Origin of the sequence: Rhodanobacter sp. FW021-MT20 (assembly GCF_041107475.1) — a bacterium.
GTDB lineage: Bacteria > Pseudomonadota > Gammaproteobacteria > Xanthomonadales > Rhodanobacteraceae > Rhodanobacter_A > Rhodanobacter_A glycinis.
On the sequence record NZ_JBGBPX010000005.1, the window covers coordinates 42,932 to 61,691 of the forward strand.

Annotated in this window: 20 protein-coding genes; 11 read left to right on the plus strand and 9 right to left on the minus strand. The window is 65.7% G+C overall.

Annotated features, from left to right (window positions below; all coding sequences use genetic code 11):
• The first annotated feature begins 94 nt into the window (after window positions 1-94).
• From AB7849_RS07805 to AB7849_RS07825, 5 genes are read left to right on the plus strand one after another with little or no spacing between them, the layout of a single operon-like run.
• Entirely contained in the window at window positions 95-937 is an 843-nt protein-coding gene (locus AB7849_RS07805) for a pseudouridine synthase (protein ID WP_008209674.1), read from the plus strand.
• Between the two features lie 28 nt (window positions 938-965).
• The gene (locus AB7849_RS07810; protein ID WP_008209672.1) at window positions 966-2,984 is read left to right on the plus strand and encodes an OPT family oligopeptide transporter; all 2,019 of its coding nucleotides are present in this window, start codon (window positions 966-968) and stop codon (window positions 2,982-2,984) included.
• A 30-nt stretch (window positions 2,985-3,014) separates the two neighbouring features.
• The gene (locus AB7849_RS07815; RefSeq protein WP_008209670.1) at window positions 3,015-3,395 is read left to right on the plus strand and encodes a YajD family HNH nuclease; all 381 of its coding nucleotides are present in this window, start codon (window positions 3,015-3,017) and stop codon (window positions 3,393-3,395) included.
• A 55-nt stretch (window positions 3,396-3,450) separates the two neighbouring features.
• Window positions 3,451-4,518, plus strand: a complete 1,068-nt coding sequence (locus AB7849_RS07820; RefSeq protein ID WP_008209668.1) for a class I SAM-dependent methyltransferase — start codon at window positions 3,451-3,453, stop codon at window positions 4,516-4,518.
• Window positions 4,515-5,231 (plus strand): pseudouridine synthase, encoded by a 717-nt coding sequence (locus tag AB7849_RS07825; RefSeq protein WP_008209666.1) that lies wholly within the window; start codon window positions 4,515-4,517, stop codon window positions 5,229-5,231. The genes AB7849_RS07820 and AB7849_RS07825 overlap by 4 nt, the downstream gene beginning before the upstream one ends.
• Before the next feature lie 350 nt (window positions 5,232-5,581).
• Here AB7849_RS07825 and AB7849_RS07830 read toward each other — a convergent pair whose 3' ends face one another.
• The gene (locus tag AB7849_RS07830; protein ID WP_008209663.1) at window positions 5,582-5,911 is read right to left on the minus strand and encodes a YkgJ family cysteine cluster protein; all 330 of its coding nucleotides are present in this window, start codon (window positions 5,909-5,911) and stop codon (window positions 5,582-5,584) included.
• Between the two features lie 53 nt (window positions 5,912-5,964).
• Entirely contained in the window at window positions 5,965-6,552 is a 588-nt protein-coding gene (locus AB7849_RS07835; protein WP_037098975.1) for a DUF1415 domain-containing protein, read from the minus strand.
• Window positions 6,553-6,643: 91 nt separating this feature from the next.
• Here AB7849_RS07835 and AB7849_RS07840 point away from each other — a divergent pair, with 91 nt between their 5' ends.
• Window positions 6,644-8,206, plus strand: coding sequence for a protein adenylyltransferase SelO (locus tag AB7849_RS07840; protein WP_008209659.1), 1,563 nt, complete (start codon window positions 6,644-6,646; stop codon window positions 8,204-8,206).
• 37 nt (window positions 8,207-8,243) lie between these two features.
• Here the strand turns inward: AB7849_RS07840 and AB7849_RS07845 are convergent, their stop codons facing one another.
• The 3 genes from AB7849_RS07845 to AB7849_RS07855 form a co-directional block, all read right to left on the minus strand.
• The gene (locus AB7849_RS07845; protein WP_008209657.1) at window positions 8,244-8,672 is read right to left on the minus strand and encodes an FKBP-type peptidyl-prolyl cis-trans isomerase; all 429 of its coding nucleotides are present in this window, start codon (window positions 8,670-8,672) and stop codon (window positions 8,244-8,246) included.
• 118 nt (window positions 8,673-8,790) lie between these two features.
• A complete protein-coding gene (locus AB7849_RS07850; protein WP_008209655.1) occupies window positions 8,791-9,513 on the minus strand; it encodes an SH3 domain-containing protein in 723 nt (240 codons plus the stop codon).
• A 92-nt stretch (window positions 9,514-9,605) separates the two neighbouring features.
• Window positions 9,606-11,438 (minus strand): 3'-5' exonuclease, encoded by a 1,833-nt coding sequence (locus AB7849_RS07855; RefSeq protein WP_050984292.1) that lies wholly within the window; start codon window positions 11,436-11,438, stop codon window positions 9,606-9,608.
• A gap of 495 nt (window positions 11,439-11,933) precedes the next feature.
• Here AB7849_RS07855 and AB7849_RS07860 point away from each other — a divergent pair, with 495 nt between their 5' ends.
• Entirely contained in the window at window positions 11,934-13,031 is a 1,098-nt protein-coding gene (locus AB7849_RS07860; RefSeq protein ID WP_369500794.1) for a 3-deoxy-7-phosphoheptulonate synthase, read from the plus strand.
• A gap of 21 nt (window positions 13,032-13,052) precedes the next feature.
• Here the strand turns inward: AB7849_RS07860 and AB7849_RS07865 are convergent, their stop codons facing one another.
• Window positions 13,053-13,481, minus strand: coding sequence for an OsmC family protein (locus tag AB7849_RS07865; protein ID WP_008209648.1), 429 nt, complete (start codon window positions 13,479-13,481; stop codon window positions 13,053-13,055).
• A 142-nt stretch (window positions 13,482-13,623) separates the two neighbouring features.
• Here AB7849_RS07865 and AB7849_RS07870 point away from each other — a divergent pair, with 142 nt between their 5' ends.
• Together AB7849_RS07870 and AB7849_RS07875 are read left to right on the plus strand one after the other, a co-directional pair.
• A complete protein-coding gene (locus tag AB7849_RS07870) occupies window positions 13,624-13,899 on the plus strand; it encodes a GNAT family N-acetyltransferase (RefSeq protein WP_008209646.1) in 276 nt (91 codons plus the stop codon).
• Window positions 13,900-13,942: 43 nt separating this feature from the next.
• The gene (locus AB7849_RS07875) at window positions 13,943-14,635 is read left to right on the plus strand and encodes a DUF1345 domain-containing protein (RefSeq protein WP_008209643.1); all 693 of its coding nucleotides are present in this window, start codon (window positions 13,943-13,945) and stop codon (window positions 14,633-14,635) included.
• 12 nt (window positions 14,636-14,647) lie between these two features.
• Here AB7849_RS07875 and AB7849_RS07880 read toward each other — a convergent pair whose 3' ends face one another.
• Window positions 14,648-15,130: a YajQ family cyclic di-GMP-binding protein gene (locus AB7849_RS07880; RefSeq protein ID WP_008209641.1), complete on the minus strand. Its 483-nt coding sequence runs from the start codon at window positions 15,128-15,130 to the stop codon at window positions 14,648-14,650.
• A gap of 108 nt (window positions 15,131-15,238) precedes the next feature.
• Between AB7849_RS07880 and AB7849_RS07885 the strand changes: the two genes are divergently transcribed.
• Complete coding sequence (locus AB7849_RS07885; RefSeq protein ID WP_008209639.1) at window positions 15,239-16,489, plus strand: NAD(P)/FAD-dependent oxidoreductase; 1,251 nt, start codon at window positions 15,239-15,241, stop codon at window positions 16,487-16,489.
• A 177-nt stretch (window positions 16,490-16,666) separates the two neighbouring features.
• Here the strand turns inward: AB7849_RS07885 and AB7849_RS07890 are convergent, their stop codons facing one another.
• Together AB7849_RS07890 and AB7849_RS07895 are read right to left on the minus strand one after the other, a co-directional pair.
• The gene (locus AB7849_RS07890; protein ID WP_008209637.1) at window positions 16,667-17,137 is read right to left on the minus strand and encodes a YaiI/YqxD family protein; all 471 of its coding nucleotides are present in this window, start codon (window positions 17,135-17,137) and stop codon (window positions 16,667-16,669) included.
• On the minus strand, window positions 17,134-18,039 hold the full coding sequence (locus AB7849_RS07895; RefSeq protein WP_008209635.1) for a PhzF family phenazine biosynthesis protein: 906 nt from the start codon (window positions 18,037-18,039) through the stop codon (window positions 17,134-17,136). Before AB7849_RS07895 ends, AB7849_RS07890 begins: the two co-directional genes overlap by 4 nt.
• 110 nt (window positions 18,040-18,149) lie before the next feature.
• Between AB7849_RS07895 and AB7849_RS07900 the strand changes: the two genes are divergently transcribed.
• The gene (locus AB7849_RS07900) at window positions 18,150-18,758 is read left to right on the plus strand and encodes a rhomboid family intramembrane serine protease (RefSeq protein ID WP_008209634.1); all 609 of its coding nucleotides are present in this window, start codon (window positions 18,150-18,152) and stop codon (window positions 18,756-18,758) included.
• Window positions 18,759-18,760 lie beyond the last annotated feature (2 nt).

Below are 18,760 nucleotides of genomic sequence, written 5' to 3' on the forward strand. Positions count from 1 at the left end.
GTGCCGCTAGAATTCGAAGCTTGTGCAGCCGAGGGTTGTCGTGCCGGATATCGCCGCCAGTACCGTTCACTTGCCTCCAGGTACGTGGGAGAGCGTGCTCGATTGCTTGTGCGCGCATTTCGCGACGGTCGGCCGCGTGCAATGGCTGGACCGCATGGCGCGCGGACGCGTGCTGGACGATGCGGGCCAGCCGATCACGCCTGCCACGCCGTATCGCGCCGGCCTGTGCATTCGCTATTGGCGCGAGGTAGCGGACGAAGAGCCGATCCCGTTCGCGGAAACCATCCTGCATCTCGACCAGCACCTGCTGGTGGCCGACAAGCCGCATTTCCTGCCAGTGACTCCGGCGGGGCGTTTCGTGGAGGAGACCTTGCTGGCGCGATTGGTGAAGCGCACCGGCAACGCGGACCTGGTGCCATTGCATCGCATCGATCGGCTTACTGCGGGCCTGGTGCTGTTTTCCACGCGTCCGGATAGTCGGGCGGCGTATCAGGCGCTGTTCCGCGAGCGGACGATCGAAAAGCGCTACGAGGCGCTGGCACCGCCGTTGCCGGAACCGGTGTTTCCGCTCGTCCGGCGCTCGCGCATCGTGGCGGGCGAGCCGTTCTTTCGCATGCACGAAGTCGATGGGCCGCCCAACAGCGAGACGCGCATCGAGGTACTCGTACGTGGCGCTGGTGACTGGCGCTACGCGCTGTATCCGCATACCGGCCGCAAGCACCAGTTGCGCGTGCAGATGGCGGGGCTGGGTGCGCCGATCCGGCATGACCCGCTGTATCCGGTGCTGATGGCCGAGGCGCCCGATGATCACGCGCGTCCGTTGCAATTGCTGGCACAGGCCCTGGCATTTGACGATCCGCTGACGGGCGAACGACGTCGCTTCGAGAGTGCGCGCACGCTGGAATCACCACTGGCGCCTCATTCCACGTTATCTTGACGCCCGAAACTTCCAGGGAGCTGCATTTGTGAACACACCTCTCCAGGCCGGCGATGCGCCGCGCGCCGAGCTGACCATCCGCAGTCTGGTCATCGGCATCTTGATTACCGTGGTGTTCACCGCGGCCAACGTGTTCTTCGGCCTCAAGGCCGGCCTCACTTTCGCCACTTCGATCCCGGCGGCGGTGATCTCGATGGCGATCCTGCGGGCGATGAAGAACTCGACCATGCAGGAAAACAACATCGTGCAGACGGTAGCGTCGGCCGCCGGTACGCTGTCCGCGATCATCTTCGTGTTGCCGGGCCTGATCATCATCGGCTGGTGGAACGGCTTCCCGTTCTGGATCTCGTTCGGCATCTGCGCCACTGGCGGCATCCTCGGCGTGATGTACACCATTCCGCTGCGTCGTGCGCTGGTCACCGATTCGGACTTGCCGTATCCCGAAGGCGTGGCTTGCGCGGAGGTGCTGAAAGTCGGTTCGAGCAGTTCGCAGGAAGCCGCCGAATCGGTGGAGTCCGGTGGTTCCGGGCTGAAGGCGGTGATCGCGGGCGCGGTGGTTTCGGCGGTGTTCTACGTGATCGTGCAGACCCGGGTGTTCGCCACGGCGGTGTCGGACTATTTCCATGTGGGCAGCGACAAGAGCGCAGCCACCGGTTTTGATTTCAGCCTTTCGTTCGCGCTGTTCGCCGTAGGCCATCTGGTTGGCCTGTGGGTGGGCGTGGCTATGCTGGTGGGGGCGTTGATCGGCTGGGGCTGGGCGGTGCCGCACTTTCTGCTGCTGCATCCGGCCAGCGGGCTGGCCTCGGAAGTGGCGCAAGGCGCCTGGAGCCACTATGTGCGCTTCGTCGGCGCCGGCACCATCGGCGTGGCGGCGATCTGGACCCTGGCCAAGCTGGTGAAGCCGGTGATCAGCGGCCTCACCGGCGCGATGCGCGCCTCGCGCGCGCGCAAGAGCGGTCAGCTGCACACCCTGCCGCGTACCGAGCACGACATGCCGATCGGCATGGTCGGCCTGATCACCCTGTTGTGCCTGATTCCGGTGGGCTGGCTGCTCGGGCATTTCAGCAACGTCAGCGGGCTGGGTTCGCACACCGCGTTGCTGGTCACCGGTGGCATCATCTTCGTGGTGATCCTCAGCTTCCTGGTTTCGGCCGTGTGTGGCTACATGGCGGGCCTGATCGGTTCGTCCAACAGTCCGCTGTCGGGCGTGGGCATCCTGGTTGTCATCATCGCCGCACTGTTGCTGGTGCTGGGGGTGAAGTCGCTGATGCCGGCCGATGCGGGCAAGGCGCTGGTGGCGTTCGCGCTGTTCATCACCTCGATCGTGTTTGCGGTCGCCTCGATCGCCAACAACAACCTGCAGGATCTCAAGACCGGCCAACTGGTCGACGCCACGCCGTCGCTGCAGCAGTGGGCGCTGGTGATCGGCGTGATTGCCGGTGCCATCGTGATTCCGCCGGTGCTCGACCTGTTGAACCAGGCCTATGGCTTCCTCGGTGCGCCGGGCGTGGATCCGGCACGTGCCTTGCCAGCACCGCAGGCCGGCCTGATTTCGGCGCTGGCGCAGGGCGTGATCACCGGCAACATCGACTGGAGCCTGATCGGCATCGGCGCCGCCATCGGCGTGGCGATCATCGTGGTGGACGAACTGCTTGGCCTGGCCGGCAAGACGATGCGCCTGCCGCCGCTGGCCGTGGGCCTGGGCATCTACCTGCCAACCTCGACCACGCTGATGGTGGTGGTCGGCGCGCTGGTCGGCGCGTGGTTCGACAAGCGTGCCGAGCGCGGTCCGAATCCCGAGCCGACCAAACAACTCGGCGTGCTGCTGGCTTCGGGCCTGATCGTGGGCGAGAGCCTGCTCGGCGTGATCGTGGCGGCGCTGGTGGCGTTCTCCGACAAGCTCGGCTTCAGCAACCACGACGCGCCGCTGGCGCTGGTCGGCGAGAGCTTCCACACCGAGGGGATCTGGATCGGCGGCATCGCGTTCGTGGCTACCGTGGTGATCCTGTATCGCTGGATCGCCCGGATGGGGCGTGGCGCGGCATAATCGCCGCCACCGAATTGCCGAGATAAAGCCATGGCCACGCCAGGCAAGCTGGACAACGACCGCCTCGACCGCATCGTGGCCGAGGCGCGTCGCGCCGCCGAACAGCGTGAGCTGGGCTATCGCGAGCGCGCGCTGAAGATGTACCCGTGGATATGCGGCCGCTGTGCGCGGGAGTTCACCCGCGCGAACGTGCAGGAATTGACCGTGCACCACCGCAACCACAACCACGATGACAACCCGGCTGATGGCAGCAACTGGGAACTGCTGTGCGTGTACTGCCATGACAACGAGCATTCGCGCTATATCGACCACGTGCGTGGTGCCGGTTACGAGGACGCGACGCCCGCGCCCGCCACCGGCAATCCGTTCGCGGACCTGAAGGCGATGCTGGACGCCAAGGGCAAGCGCTGAACGCCAGGAGCGTGGGCACGTACAATAACGGCCCGTTTTCCATCCGAACCTCGCCGTGACCGTTGCCGGTTTTTCCACGCCCGCGCCCGATGTGGCCCTGGATGCCTTGTTCGTGCCCTTCGCCTCCGGCGAGCTGCGCTGGCCGGAGGACGGTCGCGTGCTCTTCCTGCGCGCGCGCGACGGCTTTCGCTTGCGCGAGCTAGCGCGGCCGGGTTGGCTGTGCGTGCAGGGTTTCAAGCCATTTGCCGAGGCTTTGCAACGCAGTGGCTTGAACGTGGGCGAGGTGGCTACCGATGAACGCTTTCCGCTGGTGCTGGTGCTGCCGCCGCGCCAGCGCGACGAGATGCGTGCACTGTTCGCGCAAGCGCTGCAGCATGTAGCGCCGGGCGGTGCAGTGCTGGCCTGCGTACCGAACGCCGAGGGGGCGAAATCGGCCGAGGGCGACTTGATGCGACTGGCCGGGCCGCTGCGCAGCGTATCCAAGCACAAGTGCCGGGTGTTCTGGACGAAGCCGGGCGCACCGGTCGACGTAGCCGTGCGGGACGAATGGCTGGCACTGGACGCGCCGCGTGAGATTGCGCCAGGGCTGGTCAGCAGGCCGGGCCTGTTCGCATGGAATCGCATCGATGCCGCTTCCGCACTGCTGGCCGAGCACCTGCCGGATGACTTGCACGGTCGCGTCGCCGATCTCGGTGCCGGTTACGGTTACCTGTCCACGCAAGTGGTGGCGCGTTGCCCCCGGGTGACAGCGCTCGACCTGTACGAGGCCGAGGCACGGGCGCTGGAACCGGCGCGGATGAACCTGGCGAAGGCAGTTGCCGATTGCGGCCGCGAGATCGCCGTGGCAACGCACTGGCACGATGTCACGCGTGGCTTGCCACAGCGCTACGACGCCATCGTCAGCAACCCGCCATTCCACCAGGGGCGCGCGGATTTGCCCGATCTTGGCCGCGCGTTCATCGGCGCGGCGGCGGATGCCTTGCTGCCGCACGGCCGGCTGTGGCTGGTGGCGAACCGGCACCTGCCGTACGAAGCGACGCTGGCCGAACGCTTCGGCATCGTGCGCGAGGTAACGGTGCAGGCGGGATTCAAGATCATCGAAGCGAGTGGAGTGCGTACATGAAGCTGGTCAGACTGCTCGCCAATCTCGGCTATGGCAGCCGCAGGGACGTGGCCTGGATGTTTCGCGAAGGTCGCGTCACCGATGTCGACGGCGAGGTGCTGTATGCCGACGACAAACTGCCGCACGAGCGCATTCTCGTCGATGGCGAGCCGCTGGATCCGCCGACCGGGTTGGTGCTGATGATGCACAAGCCACTGGGCGTGACCTGTTCGCGCAAGGACCAGGGGCGCGTGGTCTACGACCTGTTGCCGCTACGCTATCGTCAACGTGATCCGGCCTTGTCCACGGTGGGCCGGCTGGACCGCGACACCTCGGGCCTGTTGCTGTTCACCGACGATGGCGCGCTGTTGCACCGGATCATTTCGCCGAAGGCGCAGGTCAACAAGGTCTACGAGGCGACGCTGGCCGAGGACTTGCGCGGCGACGAGGGCGAGCTGTTCGCCAGCGGCACGCTGATGCTGGAGTCGGAGACCACGCCGTTGGCACCGGCCTGCCTGGAGGTGCTGGCGCCGCGACAGGTGCGTCTCAGCGTCACCGAAGGTCGTTATCACCAGGTGCGGCGCATGTTCGCCGCCACCGGCAACCGGGTGGAAACCTTGTGCCGCGTGTCGGTGGGAGGCCTGGCCATGGACGACATGCCCGCCGGCATGTGGCGGGCGCTGCTACCAACCGAGATCGAGCGGATCTTTGCCGCTGCGTCAGCCGGAGGCTGAGCGCACGCCCCGGAGCGACTCCTGGTCGGGTCGAAGCAGGCGACTTCGGGCCAGCTCATCCTCGCGACGCGAATGCGCGCCAGAGGACCAGGAAACCAGCTGGAAGTCGTGCCTGGGCGGCCGGACTGATGTGTGTACCAAGGCTTTCCGGGCCGTGAAGAAGGAGAGCATCCCTGCCACCATGTGCATCCCCCGCGCGAGCGGAGAACGGGCATGAAGCGTATGCATGTGAGTTGCTCCGGGCAGCCCCTGTGCCGCCGTGGCTGGACTGTAGCAAATCACCCCGGGGTGTGATCAAGTAATCATTTTTCCTAGTTGACTTTGCCTTGAAAAAAGAGTGGCAAGAATGACTACGAGGTCAGCATGATCGGCGTGGGAACCTGGCGCCATTTGCGCCGCTCGTCGCGGCAACTGGGGCTGCCCATGGCGTATTTGCGACAAATGGCCGGTCGCTCGTCGTAGATGGTGCAGCGGAACGTGTTCGGGTCCAGTGCGGCGCACCAGCCATCGTCGCCCTTGGCCAGTGTTTCCAGGCCGCGGATGTCATGCTCGACCAGCCAGTCGGGGACATGGTCTTCCGGCATCAGCACCACGGTGAGGCGGCAGCAGACGGCTTCGCAATTCGAGCATTGCACGCCGGGATCGATGCTTTCGGCGTAAGGGTCGGGGGAGATGTCCACGCGACAGCATGACAGCTATCGTCGTGCGAACCCTGAACCACGCGGGCCGCGGTTCACTTCGGGGCATCGCTCCAGAGTTTTTCCCAGCCTTCGCGACCGAGCTTGCGCAAGGTATCGATGTTGTGTCGATAGATCGCGTCCGGATCGCTCATCGCGTCCACTGCACGTTCCACGCTGGCTTCGCGCAGCAGGTGCAGGGTGGGATAAGGAGCGCGATTGCTGAAGTTCTCGATGTCGTCCGGCGCGCTGTCGGCAAACTGGTAGTCCGGGTGGAAGCTGGCCACCTGCAGCACGCCTTCCAGCGACAAGGTCTGCACGGCCGCATCGACCACGTCGAGGAAGTCGTTGTACTCGAAGAAATCGCCGAACACGTGCGGATGGACCAGCAAGGTGGTTTCGCAGTCGTTGGGGTCGGCCGCAGCCAGGCTTTGCAGTTCGCCGCACAGGTCATCGAGCAGGCCGTCGCTGTCGCGCGCATGGCTGACCGCGTAACGGATTTTCTGCTGGGCAAACGGCGCATACGCGAACGGGCACAGGTTGAGACCGAGTACCGCGCGTTCCACCCAGCGGCGGGTCGCCTCGATGTAGGGGGCGTCGGCCGGGGTCAGGCCGGCGGTGATGGCGTCGCTGGGGCTGTTCATGGACATGTGGCCGGGATGGGGGCTGAGACTATAGCGGCAGCTTGCATCCGCTGCGCTTGCATGTGGGGCGGTGTGCCTCAAACTTGTCAGCATGCATACGCTTCATTTCGACAACGCTTATCTTCGCGAGCTGCCCGGCGATCCGGAAACCGGACCGCGCCTGCGCCAGGTGGCAGGCGCGCTGTATTCGCGGGTGGAACCGACGCCGGTGGCGGCGCCACGGGTGCTTGCGCATTCGGCGGAAATGGCCTCCGCGCTTGGATTCAGTGAGGCGGATGTCGCCAGCGAGACGTTCGCGCAGGTGTTCGGCGGCAATGCCTTGCTCGACGGCATGCAGCCCTGGGCGGCGAATTACGGCGGCCATCAGTTCGGCGTGTGGGCGGGGCAGCTTGGTGATGGTCGGGCGATCTCGCTGGGCGAAACCATCAGTGCCGCCGGCGAACGTTGGGAGCTGCAGCTCAAGGGTGCCGGCGCCACGCCGTATTCGCGCGGCGCGGACGGCCGCGCGGTGTTGCGCTCGTCGATCCGCGAATTCCTGTGCAGCGAGGCGATGCATCACCTGGGCATTCCCACCACGCGTGCGCTGTGCCTGGTGGGGACCGGTGAACCGGTGTTGCGCGACATGTTCTACGACGGCCACGTACAGGACGAGCCCGGCGCCATCGTCTGTCGCGCCGCGCCGTCGTTCATCCGTTTCGGGCATTTCGAGTTGCCTGCTTCGCGCAACGACGTCCCGTTGCTGCGTTCGCTGGTGGAGTTCACCCTCCGTCGCGATTTTCCGCATCTGACCGGGCAGGGCGAATCACTGCATGCCGACTGGTTCGGCGAGGTCTGCGCGCGCACCGCGCAACTGGTGGCGCAATGGATGCGCGTGGGCTTCGTGCATGGCGTGATGAACACCGACAACATGTCGATCACCGGTCTCACGCTCGACTACGGCCCCTACGGCTGGGTCGACAACTTCGACCCGGACTGGACGCCGAACACCACCGATGCGCAGCGTCGTCGCTACCGCTACGGCCAGCAGCCGGATGTGGCGTGGTGGAACCTGTCACGCCTCGCCGGTGCGTTGGCGCCGCTGTTTGGCGATATCGCACCGTTGCAGGCGGGGCTGGATCGCTATGCCGCGGTCTATGCCGAGGCGGACCGCGCCAACATGGCTGACAAGCTGGGCCTGGCCGAATGCCGCGAGGATGACGTGGCCCTGATGCAGTCGCTGCATGGTTTGCTGCGGCAGGCCGAGGTGGACATGACGCTATGGTTCCGCGCGTTGGGTGATCTCGACGCGAATGCGCCGATGCTGACATCTGCGCTGCGCGACGCGTTCTACGACGAGGCGAAATTGCGCGCGAACGAAGCGGCATTCGGTGACTGGTTGCAGCGCTATGCGGCGCGCCTTGCCGACGATCCGCTCACTTCCGGTCAGCGACGTAACCGCATGCGTGCCGCCAATCCTCGCTACGTGCTGCGCAACTACCTCGCGCAGCAGGCGATCGATCGCGCCAGCCAGGGCGACCATGCCGGCATCAGCGAATTGCTGGAGGTGATGCGTCATCCGTATGACGACCAGCCCGGGCACGAAGCCTATGCGCAGAAGCGCCCCGACTGGGCGCGCCACAAACCGGGTTGCTCGATGCTGTCGTGCAGCTCGTAAGGCTTTCCGGGAGGCGCGTTTCCTGGCGCACGCGCGCTCAGTCGACGCCGACCAGCTCCACGTCGAACACCAGCGTGGCGCCGGGAGGGATGTCATCACCCGCACCGCGGCTGCCGTAGCCCAGTCGTGCCGGAATCACCAGCGTGCGCTTGCCGCCGACATGCATGCCGCGAATGCCCTGGTCCCAGCCTTCGATCACCTGGCCCGCGCCCAGCGTGAAGCTGATCGGTGCGCCGTTGTCGTAGGAGCTGTCGAACTTCGCGCCGTGGTGATCCTTGGCGTTGGCGTCGTACAGCCAGCCGGTGTAATTGACGCGTACCTCGTCGCCGTCATTGGCGACTGGCCCGGTGCCTACCGTGCGATCGATCTTCACCAGTTGCGGGGCGTCAGTGGCCGCACCCGCCAGCGGTACGACAACGAGCGTGGCAAGCAGGGCGGTGGCGAGAAGGGCGAGCAGGCGGCGCATGGTGCGGTTTCCCCGGGACGAATGTCGCGCAGTCTAGCGCAGGCCTGCGCGGGAGGATCGGAGTCGCCGGTGGGAAATGCAGGTTCCCGGAGGTCGCGGCCTCCGGGAACGCTGCGAATCAGTGGTCGTGCTGATCCTTGTCGTGCTGCCTGGACTCGCCGCGCCCGGTGGGCCTGCCATGCGAACCCGGTGCGCCGTGACCGGCCGTCTGCGCAGGGCGCGCGTTGCCCTGCGGACGTCCTGCATCATGGCCGTTCCAGCCCGAATTGCCGCCATGCTGCCCGGGATTGGGACGCGGCATTACGTGCGGGCGTGGCGGCATGGGTTGCGGGTGGCGATCCGGCAATGGACGCGAAGGGCGTACAGGCGTTGTCGGACGATAAGGCATGCCGTGGTGGCGTGGTGGCGCGGGCCGGTAGATCGGGCGCGGCGGCGGGCGGTGCGGCATCGGTCGACCGTACCAGCGCTGGCGCTCGCGGTAGAACGGTCGGTTGCGGTAGTAGTTGTCCCAGTAGGTCTGGATCACGAAGGTGACGATGGGAATGCCGATCTGCGCACCGTACTGCGGCACCAGCACGTCCTGATTCTGGTACTGGTACTGGATGAAGTTGCCGGCGACCCAGCCGCGTTCACCCTGGAACACCACGTCGCACCATTCCCAGCCGCTGGTGCAGCCCTGGATATCCACCGGTGCGCCGGCGGGCAGGGTATCCAGGCGTGGATAACTGGTATCCGGGCCGGCACGAAGGTTGACGTTGCCGGTGGTGTAGCCATCCGCGGCCAAGACGGTGAGCGGGAGAACCAGCAGCGGAAGCGTGGCGAGCCAGGCAAGTCGTCTCATCGGAACTTCTCCTGCGGCAAGGGCATGTTGCCCTGTGCGTGAGCCTGTACCCGCATGGCTGAACGTGGCCATGACGGTGGCGGGCGGGTGTGTCAACCCGGTGGCGCAAGCTGTGCCTGTACCTCGTTGATCGAATCGCGGATGCGCTTGCTGAACACCGAATCGTCGTGGTGGATCAGCACCAGCCGTTCGGTGGCGCGGGTCATCGCCACGTAGAGCAGGCGCGCCTCGTCGGCTTCGCCTTGGCCGGGCTTGGGTAGCGAGCCGAGGCCGGGAATGATGACGAACGGAAATTCCAGCCCCTTGCTGGAATGCATGGTGACCAGCTTCACGCTGTCGCCCACCACGAACAGCGAGCTCTTGCCGTTGCCCTCGGCGAGCCGGCTGGGGATGTCCTCGCGGCGCAGGGCTTCCTGCAGCTTCTCGCCTTCCCACTGGTTGCGGAAGATCACCGCCATGTCGGAGTACGGACGACCGTGCGCGTGTTCGTCGCGCAACTGGGCGATCAGCGCGTCGAGCTGGGCAGCCGCGGTGTCGGTGCGGATCAGTTCGGGCAGCGGGCCACGCCGGCCGGCGCTTTCCGGCGCGATCAGCGGGATGCCGTCGTCCTCATCGGGGCGCTCGGCAAGCAGCTCGCTGGCGAAGCCACGCGCCACGGCAAGAATCTCCAGCGTGTTGCGGTAGTTGAGCTTGAGGATGGTGGTGCGCCCCTGCGCCTGCACGCCCATGCTCTTCCAGCTGATTTTCTTGCGGCTGGCCTGGCCGTAGATGTTCTGCGCGTCGTCGTACAACACCAGCAGCGAGTTGGTGGACGGGTCGATCATCTGCACGATCAGCTTGTACCAGTCCGGCTCGAAATCGTGGCCTTCGTCGATCAGCACGGCGCCGTACTGGAAGCGCGGAATCTGGCCCTTGTCCACGCCGGCGATGACGGCCGGCGGCAACGCGTCGGTGAAGGCCTTGCCATGGCCCGGCGGCAGCGGCTCGTGATAAGCCACCAGCATTTTCCGGCACCACTTGTGGAAGTTGCACACCTGCACCCGTTCGCTCAGGCCGCGTTCGCCGATCAATTGTTCCAGCCGCGCGGCCAGCGTCTTGTTGTAGCAGAGCACCAGGATCGGCTTGTGCAGCGCACGCGCCAGTTGCATGGCGCGGAAGCCGAGGATCATCGTCTTGCCCGAGCCGGCGACGCCGTGGATGATGCGGTGCTCGTCGCCCAGCGAACGCGCCAGTTGTTCCTGCTGGGCGTCCATCACCTTGACCAGGTCGGGAATCGCCAGCGTACGCGACGCGCTCTCGCCGGATGACGCGAACAGGCCGAACTGGCCGCTGCCCGGTTCCACGCGCAGCTCCGGGAACAGGTGCCAGCGCACGCGGTCGATCTGCGGCAGGGTCAGGGCCACCGGAAACACCTGCGGGAACATCGCCCACAGCTGTTCCTGGAATACCTCGGCGTCGGCCGTCTCGTAGAGCTCGTCGCGGCAGATCGCCAGATGGTCGGGAATCACCGCCGCCAGCCCGCCGTCGATGAACTGTTTGCGCGTGATGTTGGCCAGGATCACGCCGTAGGCCCACGGCATGATCAGCTTGCCGGCATGACGGTGCCCTTCGGGGTGGCGCAGGGCCGGGTCGCGTTCCAGTACCACGCCGATTTCCAGCGCGTAGGCGCGAGCCTGCAGCAGCGGACTGGTTTCCTTGGCCAGCCCGCGGTCGGTGACCAGGGTGAACTGGGTACGGTCGGCCTGCTGGATCGTCTCGGCCTTCCAGTCCTTCACTTCCAGCACCAGCAGGCCGCGGCGCGGGTGGAACACCACGAAGTCCGGGCGACGCTGCTTCAGTCCGATCGGTACGTCGTACCACAGCAGGTAGTCGTCCTCGAGCTTCTGTTCCAGTCGCTCGGAAACACGCTTCTCGCCGCCGGTCATGCGCGGCAGGCAGCTGTTGCGGGTCGGAATGAGTGTTGCCACCGTGGATTGCTTCCCTGGATGCCCTTCCGGGACGTTAGCCGAACCGGTGGCGCTGTCAATCATGCGGCATCGTCTCGCGAGCGAATCCCTCTCCCTGTGGGAGAGGGGGGCGGAAGCCGGGTGAGGGTGCGGGCGGAGCGGGGTGCTGCGGCGAAGCCGTACCCTCACCCCAACCCCTCTCCCGACGGGAGAGGGGCGTAAGGCCTGGAGGGGCATCCCTGCATGCCGTCATGCCAAACGAGACTTTGCACGCGCCCGGCATCGTGCTATTTGTAGAAACATGCTCCTCTCTTCCACCCGCTACTACTTTTGGTTTTATGGCTATCCGATGCCGGCGGCGGAGAGTGGAGCGCGATTGCAGTAAACCGAAAATCGCACAGACAACCACAGAAAGCCGCCAGTCACCCTGGCGGCTTTTTTGTTGGCCGCCGGAAACCACCCAAGGAGTCCACCGTGTCCAGCCACACCGACGATCTGCGCATCCGCGAGATCAGGGAATTGCCCACCCCCGCCCAAGTGATGCGCGAGCATGCCCCCGACGAGAACGCGCTTGCCACCGTGAGCGAGTCGCGCCAGGCGCTGCACCACATCCTGCACGGTCGCGACGATCGCCTGGCCGTGGTCATCGGGCCATGCTCGATCCATGATCCGCACGCCGCATTCGAGTACGCCACGCGCCTTGCCGTCGAGTGTGTTCGCCATGCCGGCGAACTGGAGATCGTGATGCGCGTGTACTTCGAGAAGCCACGCACCACGGTGGGTTGGAAAGGGCTGATCAACGACCCGGAGCTGGATGGCAGTTGCCGCATCGACAAGGGCCTGCGGCTGGCGCGCAACCTGCTGTGCGACATCAATGCACTGGGACTGCCGGCCGGCTGCGAGTTCCTGGACATGATCACGCCGCAGTACATCGCCGACCTGGTGGCATGGGGCGCCATCGGCGCGCGCACCACCGAAAGCCAGGTGCATCGCGAGCTGGCCTCGGGGCTGCCCTGCCCGGTGGGCTTCAAGAACGGCACCGACGGCAACGTGAAGATCGCGGTGGATGCCGTGCAGGCAGCCTCGCAACCGCATCATTTCATGGCCGTGACCAAGGACGGGCACACGGCCATCGCGGCCACCAGCGGCAACGAGGATTGCCATGTGATCCTGCGTGGCGGCAAGACGCCGAACTACGATGCGGCTAGCGTGGATGCGGCCTGCGCCGCGATCGGCAAGAGTGGCCTGGAGCCGCATGTGATGATCGACGCCAGCCACGCCAACAGCAGCAAGAAGCCGGAGAACCAGCCGCGCGTGGTAGCGGATATCGCCGGACAGATCGAGGCGGGCGAGCGGCGCATCGTCGGGGTGATGGTGGAAAGCCATCTCAACGCCGGTCGCCAGGAACTGGTGCCGGGCCAGCCGCTGGCTTACGGCCAGAGCGTCACCGATGGCTGCCTTGGCTGGGACGAGTCCGTACGCGTGCTGGAACGGTTGGCGCAGGCCGTGCGCCGACGCCGCGCGCTGGCCGTGGATGGATTCGCGCCGGTGCGATTGCAGGCGGCGGGTTGAGGCGAAAACGGATCGCTTCTGCTAACCGTCGAGGCGCGCATCGAGCGTGATGCGCGCGTTCAATACCTTGGAGACCGGGCAGTGCTGCTTGGTCGCTTCGGCAATCTGCTCGAACATGGCAATGTCGATGCGCGGGATGCGGGCGCGGCAGGTCAGGCGGATGGCGGTAATGCTGAAACCGTTGGTTTCCTGCTCCAGTGTGACGTCGGCGCGCGTCTCGATCCGTTCGGCCGTGATCCCGGCGCTTTCCAACCCGAGTGCCAGCGCCATCGAGTAGCAGCCGGCGTGGGCGGCGCCCAGCAGCTCTTCCGGATTGGTACCCGGGCCGCTCTCGAAGCGGGAACGAAAACCGTAGGGCGCGTCGCGCAGCACCCCGGTCTGGGTGGAAATGTTGCCCTTGCCGCCCTTCAGATTGCCTTGCCAGACGGCGGTGGCGGATCGCGTGATCATCGATAAGCCCCATGTTCAAGGGAGGCCAGCATGGACCGGTTTGCGTGCAAGTCGCGCGAACGTCGCGAGATGCCGGTTTCACGCCCGTTTTCCGCCGGCTGGGCGTATGCTGCGCGGCTATGTGCCACTCAGGAAAAACAGCATGACGCCCGACGTCCGCCATGACGCTTCCGCGCATCGTTTCGAGATCCTCGTCGACGGCTCGCTGTGCGAGCTGGACTACACGCTGGAACACGGGGTCATGACCATTACCCATACCGGCGTGCCCGAGGCGGTCGGCGGGCGCGGGCTGGCCGGGGCGCTGGTACGTGCAGCGATGGAAACGGCGCGGGCGCAGGGCTGGAAGGTGGTGCCGGCGTGCAGCTACGCCTCCGTCTGGGTGCAGCGCCATCCGGAGTACGACGACCTGCTCGCCTGAAGCCACCCGTTGCCCGTTGCCGTATCCGAATGCAGGAAAGCCCGTGACCGAACCACCCGAGTCGACGCCCGTGGAGGGCGCTGCCACCCATCGCCGCTGGCACCCGCTGCGCTACGTCCGTGTGCGGCCAAGGTTGATGACATCCACCGTGATTTTCGTGGTGGTCGGTACGTTGTTGGCCTTGGGCGGAACCCGAACGTCCCTGGCAATGCTGCTGGCTTTCGATGTCGGTGCCTTGCTCTATCTGATCGCGCTGGCGCGCATGTTCACGCGCTCCAACCATGGCCGCCTGGCACGCCAGGCCCGATTGCAGGACACGGGGCGCCATGCCACGCTGGCGGTCGCCGTGCTGGTGTCGATGGTGGTGCTGGTGGCGCTGGCGACCGAATTGCATGCGGCCAAGGCGGGCGGCGTGGCGGCGATTGGCGTGGCGGCGGGCAGCGTGATCCTGTCATGGCTGTTCATGAACACCACGTTCGCGCTGCATTACGCGCACAGCTTCTACGGCGAGGACGACAGCCAGGCCGGCGGCCTGGAATTTCCTTCCACGCCCAAGCCCGACTATTGGGATTTCGTGTATTTCTCGTTCGTCATCGGCATGTGCTTCCAGACCTCGGACGTAACCGTCAGTGGTCGGCACATGCGCCGCCTCACGCTCATGCACAGCGTGGTGGCGTTCTTCTTCAACGTGTTCATCCTGGCGATCAGCGTCAGCGTGGTGGGCGGCCTGGGCTGAGCCTGCGCCGGTTCAGTCGCGAAAGTTGTCGAACTGCAGCGGCAGTTCCACCTCGGACTTGCGCAACAGGGCCATGGCCAGTTGCAGGTCGTCGCGCTTCTTGCCGGTGACGCGCAGCTTGTCGCCGTTGATCTGCGCTTCGACCTTCAGCTTGGCGGCCTTCAGTTCGGCCACCAGTTTCTTCGCGACCGGCTGCTCGATGCCCTGTTTCACGGTGATCTTCTGGCGTGCGCCGGCCAGGTTGGTCTCCGGATCGGCCACGTCCAGCGCGCGAACGTCGATCTTCCGCGAGATCAGCCGGGCGCGCAGGATGTCCAGCATCTGCTGCAGCTGGAATTCGCTGGGTGCGCTCTGGGTGATCTCGAACTTGTCCAGCTCGAACTTCGCATCGCTGCCCTTGAAATCGAAGCGGCTGGCCAGCTCGCGGTTGGCCTGGTCCACGGCATTGGTGAGTTCGTGCTTGTCGACTTCGGAAATGACGTCGAAGGAAGGCATGGCGGTGATTCCCGGGAAAACAGGCCGACAGTGTAAGCGATGCCGCTGAGCGATAATGCTGCGTATCCCTCACCGTCATTCCGGCGAGGCGCAATCCAGGCCCAACGGATGATCGACAGTGCAAATGGTGAACCCTTGAAAGTGGATGTATTGATCGTCGGCGCGGGCGCCGCGGGCCTGATGTGCGCCATCGCTGCTGGCCAGCGTGGACGCAGCGTGCTGGTGGTCGACCACGCCAACAAGGCGGGCAAGAAAATCCTGATGTCCGGCGGCGGGCGCTGCAACTTCACCAACATGGGCGTGACGCCGGCCAATTACCTGTCGGCCAACCCGCATTTCGCCAAATCGGCACTGGCGCGCTACACGCCCTGGGATTTCATCGCGCTGGTGGAAAAACATGGCATCGCCTACCACGAGAAGGAACTGGGCCAGCTGTTCTGCGACGACTCCTCCAAGCAGATCGTGCGCATGTTGCTGGACGAATGCAGCGCTGCGGGCGTGCGCGTGGAGACCGGTTGCGCGGTCGAGCGCGTGCGCCGCCATGACGAGGGTTTCAGCGTGCGCACGGCGCGTGGCGAAGTGCATGCCGAGTCACTGGTGGTCGCCTGCGGCGGACTGTCGATACCCAGCATGGGCGCCAGCGGCTTCGGCTACGAACTGGCACGCCAGTTCGGCCACGAGGTGTTGCCGGTCCGCGCCGGCCTGGTGCCGCTGACCTTGAGCGGCAAGCATCAGGAGCGTTATGAGGATCTGGCCGGCGTGGCACTTCCCATGGTCGAAAGCCGGGTCGGCAAAAGCCGCTTCCGTGCCGGCATGCTGTTCACCCACCGCGGCATCAGCGGCCCGGCGATCCTGCAGATTTCCTCGTACTGGCAGCCCGGCGACGACTTGCGCGTCGACCTGCTGCCCGATCTTGATGCCGGCGGTTGGCTCAACGAGCAGCGCGTTGCCCGGCCCGCCGCCGAACTGAAGAACGTGCTGGCCGACGTGCTGCCGAAACGCCTGGCCCAACGCCTGTGCGAGCGCGGGTTCCTCGCTCCTCAAAGCAGTGGCCATCCATGGCCACTCCCCGCGTTCGAAAGCCGTCCGATGCGTCAGTACCGCGAAGCCGATCTGCATGAGATCGGCCGACAACTGCACGACTGGCCCATCGTCGCCAGCGGCACCGAAGGCTACCGCACCGCCGAGGTCACCCTGGGTGGCGTGGATACCGATGGCCTTTCGTCGAGCACCATGCAGTCGAAACTCGTGCCCGGGCTGTACTTCATCGGCGAGGTGGTCGACGTCACCGGCTGGCTGGGCGGCTACAACTTCCAGTGGGCATGGGCGTCGGGGCAGGCGGCCGGGCAGGTGGCGTAAACGTCTGTCTGGCCTTCCTGCGGCCATGCGACCATTTCCACCTGTAGGAGCGCACCCTGTGCGCGAAGGGCTTTCGCGATACTTCCACCAGGAGCCTTTCGCGCACAGGGTGCGCTCCTACGGGTGGCGAGCAGGGTTGTGAATATCTTGCGGAGGTTTTTGGGTCCGGCGGCAGCCTCAATGGCGCGCCTGACGCCGCTGCGTGAGCCAGCGATCGAGCTGGTTGGCGAAGGCCTGCTTGTCGCGGGCATGGAAGGGCGCGTGGCCGCCGGTGTCGACGCCGCTGCCGCGCAGTTCGTCCATGAAATTGCGCATGGTGAGGCGTTGCGCGATGGTCTCGGGCGTATGCAATTCGCCGCGCGGATCGATCGCCAGCGCGCCTTTCCCGATCACCAGCGCGGCGAGCGGAATGTCCTGGGTCACCACCAGGTCATCGGCGACGACGCGCAGCACGATTTCGTTGTCGGCCACGTCGAATCCGCCCGGTACCTGCACGGCGCGGATGAAGCGCGAGGGCGGGGTGCGCAGATACTGGTTGGCGACCAGGGTTACCGGGATCTGCTCGCGCTCGGCGGCGCGGAACAGGATGTCCTTGATCGCCACAGGACAGGCGTCGGCATCCACCCAGATCTGCGCGTTCGCGTTCACCTGCCGTCCCAGTGCAGGTGGCCGTCGACGATGACGTGGGTGCGGCCGCCGATCCATACCGCGTCGTCCATCATGTGTGCGATCAGGCACGCGTCGTGCCCGATCTCGCGGCCCTGGCTGACGGTGTAACCGCCGGCCAGCGGGCCGTGCGGTTCGGCCTGGGCGATGTACGCGGCAATCAGGCCGTTGGCCGCGCCGGAAGCCGGGTCTTCGACGATGCCCACGCCGGCCGGGAAGGCGCGCACCACCAGCTGGTAGTCGGGCTGATCGCCATCCACACGGGACGTCCCCTGGACGCGCGCGAAGGCGCACAAGCCCATGCTGTCGCTGGCCTTGGCCAGGGCGCCGATGGCGCTGTGGTCGGGTTGCCACGCACGCAGTGCCGATTCGCTCTCCACTTCGGCCAGCCACCAGCGCCGGCCGCCATCGACCAGTGCCGGCGGCAGGATGCCGCTGCCGATGCCGCCCAACGCGGCACCCAGCAGCGGATGCGCATCGTGACCGGTTTCCAGCACGCGTTCGCCGGGCGATTGCAGCAGCAGGCAGCGGTCGGCGCCGATGCCTTCCACGCGGATCGGCAACACGCCGGCGCCGCATTCCTGCCACAGCAGGCCATCGACCGGTGCGGCCAGCCCGCATTCCAGCGCGGCATGCGCGCTGCCGATGCTGGGATGGCCGGCGAACGGGATTTCCTTGTGCGGCGTGAAGATGCGCACGCGGTAGCTGGCTTTCGGGTCGTCAGGCGGCAGCAGGAAGGTGGTTTCCACCAGGTTGTTCCAGCGCGCGAAGCGCTGCATCCGCGCGTCGTTCCAGCCACGCGCGTCGGTGACCACGCCAAGGTGGTTGCCGCCGCCGTGGCTGGCGGCGAAGACGTCCAGGTGCAGGTAACGAATCGGGGTCATGGCGATGGCAGGCGACAGTGGCCGCAGGGGGAGCGCGCATTCTAGCGGTCGACAAGCGCAGGCGTGAACGCGAAGATGGGCGGATTCATGTCCATGTTCGGAATTGTCCTATGTCGCTCGTGCTGATCCTGATTCTCGCGGTCACGTGCATCGTTTCGTTCATCGCCTTCAAGAACCGCCAGGTGATGGATGACCTGATCCTGTGGCCGCCGGCGGTCGCCCGCAAGCGCGAGTATTACCGCCTGCTGACCTACGGTCTGGTGCATGCCGATGGTACCCATCTGTTTTTCAACATGCTCACGCTGTTCTTCTTCGGGCGGGCCATGGCACCGGTTTACAACGCGTCGATGGGCATATTCGGTTTCGGGTTGTTCTACCTGGGCGGCTTGCTGGTATCGATCCTGCCGACCTATCTGAAGAACCGCAACAACTCGAATTACTACAGCCTCGGCGCTTCGGGCGCCGTCTCTGCCGTGTTGTTCGGCTACATATTGTTTGCACCGTGGTCGCAGATCCTGGTGCTGGTGATTCCGATGCCGGCGATCATCTATGCGGTGCTGTACACGGCCTACTCGATCTACATGGATCGACGCGGACAGGATCACGTCAACCACAGTGCGCATCTCTGGGGTGCAGCCTATGGCGTGGTATTCACTATCGTGATGAATCCGCGGGTGTTGCCGCATTTTCTGGCGGCACTGTCACAACCCCACTTTTGACA

Coding starts and splice junctions, on each gene's coding strand:
- AB7849_RS07865 (WP_008209648.1), bottom strand. CDS start 13,481: ATGATCACGCGATCCGCCACCGCCGTCTGGCAAGGCAATCTGAAGGGC.
- AB7849_RS07840 (WP_008209659.1), top strand. CDS start 6,644: ATGCATACGCTTCATTTCGACAACGCTTATCTTCGCGAGCTGCCCGGC.
- AB7849_RS07855 (WP_050984292.1), bottom strand. CDS start 11,438: ATGACCGGCGGCGAGAAGCGTGTTTCCGAGCGACTGGAACAGAAGCTC.
- AB7849_RS07900 (WP_008209634.1), top strand. CDS start 18,150: ATGTCGCTCGTGCTGATCCTGATTCTCGCGGTCACGTGCATCGTTTCG.
- AB7849_RS07880 (WP_008209641.1), bottom strand. CDS start 15,130: ATGCCTTCCTTCGACGTCATTTCCGAAGTCGACAAGCACGAACTCACC.
- AB7849_RS07870 (WP_008209646.1), top strand. CDS start 13,624: ATGACGCCCGACGTCCGCCATGACGCTTCCGCGCATCGTTTCGAGATC.
- AB7849_RS07815 (WP_008209670.1), top strand. CDS start 3,015: ATGGCCACGCCAGGCAAGCTGGACAACGACCGCCTCGACCGCATCGTG.
- AB7849_RS07825 (WP_008209666.1), top strand. CDS start 4,515: ATGAAGCTGGTCAGACTGCTCGCCAATCTCGGCTATGGCAGCCGCAGG.
- AB7849_RS07835 (WP_037098975.1), bottom strand. CDS start 6,552: ATGAACAGCCCCAGCGACGCCATCACCGCCGGCCTGACCCCGGCCGAC.
- AB7849_RS07845 (WP_008209657.1), bottom strand. CDS start 8,672: ATGCGCCGCCTGCTCGCCCTTCTCGCCACCGCCCTGCTTGCCACGCTC.
- AB7849_RS07895 (WP_008209635.1), bottom strand. CDS start 18,039: ATGACCCCGATTCGTTACCTGCACCTGGACGTCTTCGCCGCCAGCCAC.
- AB7849_RS07850 (WP_008209655.1), bottom strand. CDS start 9,513: ATGAGACGACTTGCCTGGCTCGCCACGCTTCCGCTGCTGGTTCTCCCG.
- AB7849_RS07885 (WP_008209639.1), top strand. CDS start 15,239: ATGATCGACAGTGCAAATGGTGAACCCTTGAAAGTGGATGTATTGATC.